The sequence below is a fragment of the Virgibacillus sp. FSP13 genome (genome assembly GCF_054048505.1).
Genome location: NZ_JBSVKG010000017.1, coordinates 68,123 through 76,958, shown reverse-complemented (window position 1 = coordinate 76,958; position 8,836 = coordinate 68,123). Strand labels below are relative to the sequence as shown.

General features: G+C 38.3%; 9 protein-coding genes. 1 reads left to right on the top strand and 8 read right to left on the bottom strand.

Translation table 11 applies throughout. The annotated features are described in order from the left end of the window. Positions 1 to 162: 162 nt before the first annotated feature. The 7 genes from ACW2QC_RS14200 to ACW2QC_RS14170 all read right to left on the bottom strand — a co-directional run bounded on the left by ACW2QC_RS14200 (position 163) and on the right by ACW2QC_RS14170 (position 6,497). Positions 163 to 768, bottom strand: coding sequence for an alpha/beta hydrolase (locus ACW2QC_RS14200; protein WP_457544620.1), 606 nt, complete (start codon positions 766 to 768; stop codon positions 163 to 165). A gap of 35 nt (positions 769 to 803) precedes the next feature. Next, positions 804 to 1,790: a ring-cleaving dioxygenase gene (locus ACW2QC_RS14195; protein WP_457544619.1), complete on the bottom strand. Its 987-nt coding sequence runs from the start codon at positions 1,788 to 1,790 to the stop codon at positions 804 to 806. A gap of 233 nt (positions 1,791 to 2,023) precedes the next feature. Further along, positions 2,024 to 2,962 carry a ring-cleaving dioxygenase gene (locus ACW2QC_RS14190; protein WP_457544618.1) on the bottom strand — a complete coding sequence of 313 codons (939 nt, stop codon included), beginning with the start codon at positions 2,960 to 2,962 and terminating at the stop codon, positions 2,024 to 2,026. Between the two features lie 174 nt (positions 2,963 to 3,136). Next, complete coding sequence (locus ACW2QC_RS14185; protein WP_457544617.1) at positions 3,137 to 3,592, bottom strand: MarR family winged helix-turn-helix transcriptional regulator; 456 nt, start codon at positions 3,590 to 3,592, stop codon at positions 3,137 to 3,139. Positions 3,593 to 3,887: 295 nt separating this feature from the next. After that, positions 3,888 to 5,303, bottom strand: coding sequence for a SpoVR family protein (locus tag ACW2QC_RS14180; protein ID WP_457544616.1), 1,416 nt, complete (start codon positions 5,301 to 5,303; stop codon positions 3,888 to 3,890). A 90-nt stretch (positions 5,304 to 5,393) separates the two neighbouring features. Further along, positions 5,394 to 5,759, bottom strand: coding sequence for a DUF4363 family protein (locus ACW2QC_RS14175; RefSeq protein ID WP_457544615.1), 366 nt, complete (start codon positions 5,757 to 5,759; stop codon positions 5,394 to 5,396). A 9-nt stretch (positions 5,760 to 5,768) separates the two neighbouring features. Further along, complete coding sequence (locus ACW2QC_RS14170) at positions 5,769 to 6,497, bottom strand: DUF421 domain-containing protein (protein WP_457544614.1); 729 nt, start codon at positions 6,495 to 6,497, stop codon at positions 5,769 to 5,771. A 261-nt stretch (positions 6,498 to 6,758) separates the two neighbouring features. On the opposite strand from ACW2QC_RS14170, the gene ACW2QC_RS14165 reads away from it, so the two are divergent. Beyond that, positions 6,759 to 7,109 (top strand): hypothetical protein, encoded by a 351-nt coding sequence (locus ACW2QC_RS14165; RefSeq protein WP_457544613.1) that lies wholly within the window; start codon positions 6,759 to 6,761, stop codon positions 7,107 to 7,109. A 243-nt stretch (positions 7,110 to 7,352) separates the two neighbouring features. Here ACW2QC_RS14165 and yhbH read toward each other — a convergent pair whose 3' ends face one another. Beyond that, positions 7,353 to 8,519, bottom strand: coding sequence for a sporulation protein YhbH (gene yhbH, locus ACW2QC_RS14160; protein ID WP_457544612.1), 1,167 nt, complete (start codon positions 8,517 to 8,519; stop codon positions 7,353 to 7,355). Positions 8,520 to 8,836: the final 317 nt, after the last annotated feature.

Sequence of the window (8,836 nt, the reverse complement as noted above, 5' to 3'; positions counted from 1 at the left end):
ATATAAAATCAGCTTCTCCCCTTGGAAGTTTTAATCCTGATTCAACACCGAAGCGCGGCATTTCCTCTGTTGAATTATTAATGCGCTCCTTATCATCTAACATATATTGATTTCTTTTTTCTCTTGAACAAAACAAATCTATCTTCCTGCAAACTAATCACATTATAAAGCCAAATACCACTTTCTAGCAGCTTCAACTTCCCCTGCTGTTAATTGATGCCCCTTAATTTCCCAATGTAATTCTACCTTTGCACCCGCACCTTCTAACAAGGACAATAATTCTTCAGACTCCTGCGATGAACAAATTGGATCATTTGTACCCGCTGCAATAAATACATGCTTCCCTGTTAAATCCGGTAAATTTATGCCTCTTCTCGGAACCATTGGATGATGCAGGATTGCTCCCGTTAAAGCATCCTGATAATGGAACAGTAAGCTTGCCGCGATATTTGCGCCGTTTGAATATCCGATTGCAAGAATATTATTGCGGTTGAACTCATATTTTTCAGCCGCTTCATCTAGAAACTCGTTCAATTCGTTTGTACGGAAAACCAAATCCTCTTCATCAAATACACCTTCTGCTAACCTTTTAAAAAATCGTGGCATTCCGTTCTCTGACACATTTCCTCTTACACTTAAAACATTTGCATCTGAATCAATCATTTCTGTAAGTGGAAGAAGATCCTGCTCCGTACCTCCAGTTCCATGCAATAAAAGTAATGTCGGTTTGGATGGGTCATTTCCTTTTTGAAATATATGTTTCATCATTGATTCTCCTTTATCTATATTCTAATATCCGATCGTTAATCTTCATATTCCTTTTCAAATTCTTTCGTACTTCTCACAGTATCGATTGGACGGACTTGGTTTTCGATTATTTCACGTTTCGATTCAAAAAATGGTGGCAATGCTAATTTCTCACCTAGTGTTTCGTAAGGTTCATCCCCCATGAATCCAGGGCCGTCTGTCGCAATTTCGAATAGGATTTGTGGGTAAACATTGGTATATAATGATCCAAAATAATACCTTTCCACATAGCCAGAGTTCGGCAAACGAAATCCTTGCATTCGTTTCTTCCACTCATCCAGCTCCGCACGATCCTCTGCCCGAAATGCTGCATGGTGAACGGTCCCATATCCTTGTCGTGCACGAGGAAGAACTGTATTATACTCAACAATGACTTGGGCACCATTTCCTCCCTCACCCACTTCAAATAGGTGGAAAGAACCCTCTTTATCAACTTCCTTAAACAGGAGAACCTTTTCCATTAGTTCTTTAAAGTAATCAATATTATCGACACGAACAAAAATTGGCCCCAATCCTGTAATCGCATATTCTTCAGGAATCGGCCCCTTCTGCCAAGGGGTACCAGCAGCAACGCCTTGATTGTTTTCATCCGAAATCAGTTGGTACTGCTGATCATCAAAGTCGACAAATGAAAGTGTCTTTTTCCCGAATTGCTCCTTGATTCCGATATGTTTTACTTCAAGGTGGTCAAACCGTTTCACCCAATAATCTAGTGCCCGGTCACTCGGAACACGGAAAGAAGTTTTTGCAATCTCATTCGTGCCATGTACACCTTTTGGGATACCAGGGAAATCAAAGAACGTCATGTCTGTTCCCGGGTTCCCTGCATCATCGGCAAAAAATAAGTGATACGTTTGAATATCGTCTTGGTTCACTGTTTTTTTAACTAAACGCATGCCTAATACATACGTGAAAAATTCATAGATCTTTTCTGCACTACTTGTAATTGCTGTTACGTGATGCATTCCTTTTAAGTCGTTCATTTTTATTCCTCCTAGTTAATCTTAAATTCGTTCTTGATTTCCCCATTAGCCTAGTCGGCTTCAAATGCGGGCAATGTTTTCGCTCTGGCGCCGATGTTTCCTGCGCTCGGGACGATGTTTCCGAGAAAACGTTACAAAAGAGTATTTTCACTGTGTCGCATTTTATATCATCTACGAAATTAAAAAGCAACAAATATTACGGTGGAAAGAGCCTTATGAAATCATCCCTTTAATCAATCTAATTCTCTTAGCTTAATTGGTATTAAGCTACGTTCAAGTCGCTCTCTATATTTTTCAAACTGTACAGGCAACATTAACTTCTCACCCATTGTTTCTTGAGATTCATCCAGTGCAAATCCAGGGGGATCGGTTGCAATTTCAAAGAGAATTTTTCCGTACTCTCTAAAGTAGACGGCATTAAAATAATTCCTATCCTTCACAGGAGTTACACCATACCCATTTGCTTTAATATATTTCTGCCAATCCAATTGATCATTATCATCGGTAGCTCTCCATGCGATGTGATGAACGGTTCCGACACCCATTTGACCTCTCCCAGACGTAATTGCTTTTAGATCGATTATATTTCCAATGTCAGCCGAAGAACGGAAACGAATAAAGTCCCCCTCTTCACCAATTCGTTCAAGTCCCATCACGTTTTCAAGCAAATTTGCTGTTTTATTTGGTTGAGCAGAGAATAGCGTTGCACCACCAAATCCTTTAATCGCTACTTCCGGAGTTACATCGCCAAATGTCCAGGAATTGACCTCCCCTTCTTCTCGCTCAACAATTTCCAAATGGAGACCGTGTGGATCATCAAATTGCAAATACTCCTCACCAAACCGTACTATTTTAGTGATCGAAATATTAAACTTCACTAATCTATCCTCCCAGAAACTCAAAGCGCCTTTAGGAACAACATAAGAGGTAATTCCTACCTGTCCTTCACCAATCTTTCCTTGACGAGCCCCCGCCCACGGAAAAAATGTAATAATCGAACCCGGTTTACCACCTTCATTACCAAAATATAGATGGTACGTATCTGGATCATCAAAATTTACTGTTTGTTTCACTAAACGTAAGCCTAAAACTCCTGCATAAAAGTCTACATTTTCTTGTGGATGCCCTACAATTGCTGAGATGTGATGGATTCCACTTGTTTTTTTAGTCATTTCATTTCACCCCTATCCTATAAATTAAGCCAGGTGTTGCTATAATTACCTCGAATTCGAGATGTTTATAAAAAAATTGTTACTAGGCAATTCGGTAATTTACTTTTTTACTTTTCATATTGAAAATTTACTACGTTTTAATATATTACGAAACCGAGATAATTATTAAAAAAATTAAACACTCTGTGCGTGGTACCCTAACTTTTTCAACTGTTGAATCATAATCTTTTTCTCATCCGCATCTAAACCAGCTACTATTTCTTGGATAGCCAATTTATGTTTAGGGAAGACATCATTCATTAATTCAGTTCCGGCTGCTGTTATTGTTGCATATGTGATACGACGATCCTTGGGACAAGGTCTTCTCTTTAATAACTTTTTCTTCTCTAACTTATCTACCACATACGTAATGCTACTACTTGCAATTAGCACCTTTTGACCAATTTTTTGTATTGGTTGATCGCCTTTATTGTAAATCAATTCAAGAACAGCAAATTCGGTTGGATTGAGTCCTAAACACTTTATATCTTCTTCAACTCGCCTTTTTATTGATTCTAAAGTGCGAGTTAGAACAACAAATAACTTTAGAGACAATTCCTCTTCTTGTTGATTTTTGTTCTGATCGTCCATAATTACCATTCCTTTTTATTATCTCGAATTCGAGATAATTATACAATTAATTAATTTCGTTTGTCAACTGCTCATGCTTGCTAGAAGAATATTAACGATTATATTTCTATTCGACACTAAACCCCAAAACCATACTAATCAAACAAAAAAGCTGTATGTAATTATATAAGTCATCCCCTTTTTTAGCCCCTTTAGAAATTCCCCCTTCAAATATAAATTTAATCCGTTAATCCCATCATCCAAACAAGTTTTATAAGGGAGCAGAATGACATCATCATCCCGCTCCCTCATGTATTTACATATACCGTCGATGAATCTTACTCCCATCATAAGAATAAAGAATCTGCTTATCCTCTACATACGTTTCCAAATACACGGTTCGCCCCCATAATTGATAAATATAAGGGAGAACATTTTCCAAATAATGAAGGTCAAGTTCAATTCCTTCATACCCATGTATTAAATAAAGATCCCCATTCTTTAAATAATCTCCATTTTCAACACTTATATATGGAAAGCCACCATTCACTCTCATGGATATAAGTTGATCTCTCACTTGTTCATAATCCTTTTCCATGACTTGGTAGTTACTGCCTTTCTTCTCAAACAAATACATATCTTCTCGCTGCACAAGCTCTTTGGTTAAATAATTTCGAATGAACGAAATGTCCGATTCAATCTCACGTACTTCAAACATCTTTTCCCTTCCCGATCCCGGTTTAACACCGAAACGCTGCATTTCCTCTGTCGGATTATTATAACGTTCCTCAATGTCCTCAAACATTTTTACACCAAGGTAATATGGATTAATCTGAGTTTTTGAAGGCTGCACAACTCCTGCGTTCAATGTGGCAAATTCAACTGTTTCATTTGTTGTTAAATCCATTTCCCGTAATATCCGTTGATGCCAATAGGAAGCCCAGCCTTCGTTCATGATTTTTGTCTCCAGCTGTGGCCAGAAGTAAAGCATTTCTTCACGCATCATCGTTAAAATATCACGTTGCCAGTCCTCCAGTTCACGGCTGTACTCTTCAATAAATAACAACAGATCCTTTTCCGGCCTTGGGGGAAATTTCTTCTTTGTTTTATCTGGTTTAGGCTCTGCATCAGCCTCTTTCATATCCAGATCCCATAAATCATCATACGGTGTTCTTGCCACCGCTTTTGTTGTTTCTTCCTTCTCATCGGTCTCATAAGAAGTTAGTTTTGGCCTTACAATCGATGGGTCAATATGTTCCTGAATAGATAGAACGGCATCCAGAAAGTGTTCTACTTCATCCTTGCCATAGATCATTTCGTAACTTTCAATTCGCTCTGCCGTTGCTGTCATACTCTCAACCATATCTCTTCTAGTATTGGAAAAGCGAACATTATTTTTGAAAAAATCGCAGTGGGCTAGCACATGGGCAATGATTAGTTTGTTTTGAATGAGGCTATTCGTATCAAGTAAGAAGGCATAGCAAGGGTTCGAGTTAATAACAAGCTCATATATCTGACTCAGGCCAAGGTCATAATGCAGCTTCATTTTATGGAACTGTTTGCCAAAACTCCAGTGGCTAAATCGGGTTGGCATACCATATGCACCAAATGTGTAAATAATATCAGCAGGGCAAATTTCATAACGCATTGGATAAAAATCAAGGCCAAATCCAGATGCAATTTCCGTAATTTCATCAATCGCACGTGTGAGCGCCTTTGTTTCCGTCGTCAATATGATCCCTCCAATTGTGCTTTTTATAGTTTATGAGCAGAGGAGGCAATCATGAACTAGAATATTTTTGTTATGTGAGACCACGCTATTCTATTTTCCAAATTCCTTCCACAAATACTGTGCTTCTGCGAGTTCTGCTAATGCACTCCCTTTTTCTTTTGCTGAGATAAAGGCCTGTGTACGTTCAAGTTTTTTACCAAACATATTCATTTCATCTCGCTCTACACTGAATTGGATTCTCGGTATCACCTTTTTCCATGCCTTTTGTGCCTTATTCAAATTCTTTGAAGCGGTTTTCCAGCTTTTATCGTGAACACTTTCTTTCACATTATGGATATAGTGGGCTACATCATCATCTCCAAACATGGGCTTTTTAAGTAAAGACCCTGATGTCATAACAAATATAAATAGGCCTATCAAAATAATCGGGATGATTTTAAATCCGATTCCTTTCATCTTATCACCCTATTCCAAGTCATCGTAATCGCTAATATCCGTTAAATTTCGGATGGAGTCCCGATAGCCGTCAATAAAAAGCTGACCCGAGGAATTTATGATGGCCAAAAAGACATCCGAAAATGATTCCAATCCATGTGCTTTCACTTGATTTTCTAGCCACGACTTGTCCCGATCTACCTGTTGCAGATTTTCTTCGATTACTCTGCCATCATAAATGAGTTCAGTACTCATTCCCTTATAAGATACAGAAATATTTAAGTCTTTAGGAGTTACATTTTGGTATTGTGATTTTTTTAAAATAGATAATTTCCCATTTGTTTCAAGCACTGCAAATTCGATTTCATTAATATCAAATACCCCCTTTCCCCGAAGCTGCTCCATCAAATCATCCGCACGGTAGCGAATCTTTTTCATGACATCCTCCATAATTTTCCCATTCATGATGACAACTGTAGGCTCTCCGTCAATATATTTTGAAAACCTATGCCCTTTTAATGTGATCCATTGGAAGATATAAACCAAAAGTGCCCACATAAACAATCCAACCCAAAGTGGCCATGATCTGCTTGTTAAATCAGTAGTGAGCGAGGCTGCAATGGAACCTATTGTTATGCCTAGAATATAATCAAAGAAAGTAAGTTGGCTCACCTGTTGCTTTCCTAAAATCCTTGTAAAAATTAAAAGTGTAAAAAAAGCAATTATCGCACGAACGGCAACAACTAAAGTCTCACCCATAAACGAACACCCCAGAGATTTATATAATACCTATCAAGTAACGCTAATAATGATTGATCGACCTTATGTACCATGTAAATTACGCTATTTTTCACCAGCATCAAATCCCTTTTCACTTTTTATTAGGCTGTGTATAAATACTCATTTTAATCGGATAGCTTTTCCCATTCTTTTATGTGACAGCTTTTACCATCAGGGGAACTTTAAATACCTGAATGATAACGCTCGATAGGGAAAATATAATCATTAGGAGGAATCATAATGGACCAACATTTCTTATCAATTGAGGAATTTAACGAGTTGTTGAAACAGTGGAATGGACAGACGATTAAGGTTTCAAAATTTGAACTTGATGATATTGATGAAACAGTGATGAATTTACAGGATATTTCCTATTCCCGAAACACGAGAAGGATTGATGATTATGTACCAATGCATGCCTTACAACTAAACGGTAGTGGGGCCGTTCAGACGGATGCAACTAATCCTCAGTCACTGCCAACATCCTTGTATGAAATACCACTCGAGGATCATTCGCTTTATGAATTTGATGGTTCCCACTTTTTATTAAGCACAGAACGCGGTGTTTATAAGATTGAACTCGTCCAGTAATGTTTCGACCGAGTTGAGTGGCACTTGGCCTGAGTAGTGCAACACTTGGCCCGAGTTGCGCGGCATTTGGCCTGAGTAGTGCAACACTTGGCCCGAGTTGAGTGGCATTTGGCCTGAGTAGTGCAACACTTGGCCCGAGTTGCGCGGCATTTGGCCCGAGTAGAAACCGACATTACTATTATTGGATCTTCTTCCGCTTACAGTATGGAATGGCACCCCTTAATTAAGGAGTGCCATTCCTAGTTATACAGTAGCTTCCTCTTTCTGAAAGAAGCTTTTCATCGCGTGATACACGTCACCTTTCTCTTTCAAAATGTAGTGCCGAAATTTCGGATTGTCGATTGTTTGATACGCATTCATTAACGTTGACCGTCGATTATATTCATTCACCTCACCATAACCGAACATATTCGAAACATCCATAATCTGATTAATAAGTTCAATACATTTCGGATTATCCGATGTTATATTTTCGCCATCTGAAAAGTGAAAAGGATAAATATTAAAACGTTGCGGATCGTATTTTTGATCAATCAGCTCTAATGCTTTGTAATAAGCTGATGAACAGATTGTGCCACCACTCTCCCCTTTTGAAAAGAAGTCTTCTTCTGATACAACTTTTGCCTCTGTATGATGCGCAATAAAATCAATTTCAACTGTTTCATATTTCGACCGTAAAAATTTAGTCATCCAGAAAAAGAAACTTCTTGCCATATATTTGGCAAACGTCCCCATTGATGCACTTGTATCCATCATTGCCAGCACAACCGCCTTTGAATCAGGTTTAATTACTTCATTCCAAGTTTTAAAACGGAGGTCATCATTATAAATAGGGGTAATTCCTGGTTTTCCTTCTGTTGCATTTCGTTTGAGGGCTGTTAAAATGGTTCGCTTTTTATCAATATTTCCCATTAATCCTTTTTTGCGGACATCATTAAATTCTACTTTTTCCGTGGTAATTTCGGCTTGTTCCTTTTGTTCTAAGTTGGGGAGTTCGAGTTCCTTAAACAAAGCAGCTTCTATTTCAGCAATGGATACATCTGCCTCATAGTAGTCATTTCCAGGTTGGTCACCCGCTTGCTTCCCTTGACCAGAACCTTTCCCTTTTTCCTTACCGCTTGGATCACGGGCAACAACATCACCGACTTGACTATCACCATCCCCTTGACCAACATGTTTTGATTTATTGTAATTGTAGCGGATTTTGTACTCATCTAATGAACGGATGGGGATCTTGATCACATCACGCCCATTGGACATAATGATGTTTTCTTCGGTGATTAAATCCGGTAAATTATTCTTAATAGCTTCCTTTACTTTATCCATATGACGTTGCTGATCCTGATAACCCTTACGATGGAGGGACCAATTTTCCTGGGAGACGACAAAGTTTTCCTTTTCTTCCTTCACACTATCCCCTCCTATATTATTTGAAAATTTAACCTTATTAAATAATTTGATTGCTTTCTTTATCCTATGCAGTTGTATACGAGTTATTGCTAAACATATAGATTATTTATTAAGAATTGATCAAAACCGGCTCGAAAACAGAACCATCGGCGTAAAATCCGGGCTGCTGGTCAGATAAGGACATGTTATATCATCTGTCACCAGCACGGCCGACAGAATTGCCTGTGAGACCATTTACATAGAAAATCCACAATGATATCAAGCCATTCAAATCCTGGCACCAAAACAACGGGAGATTTTAACACATAAATAAAAAT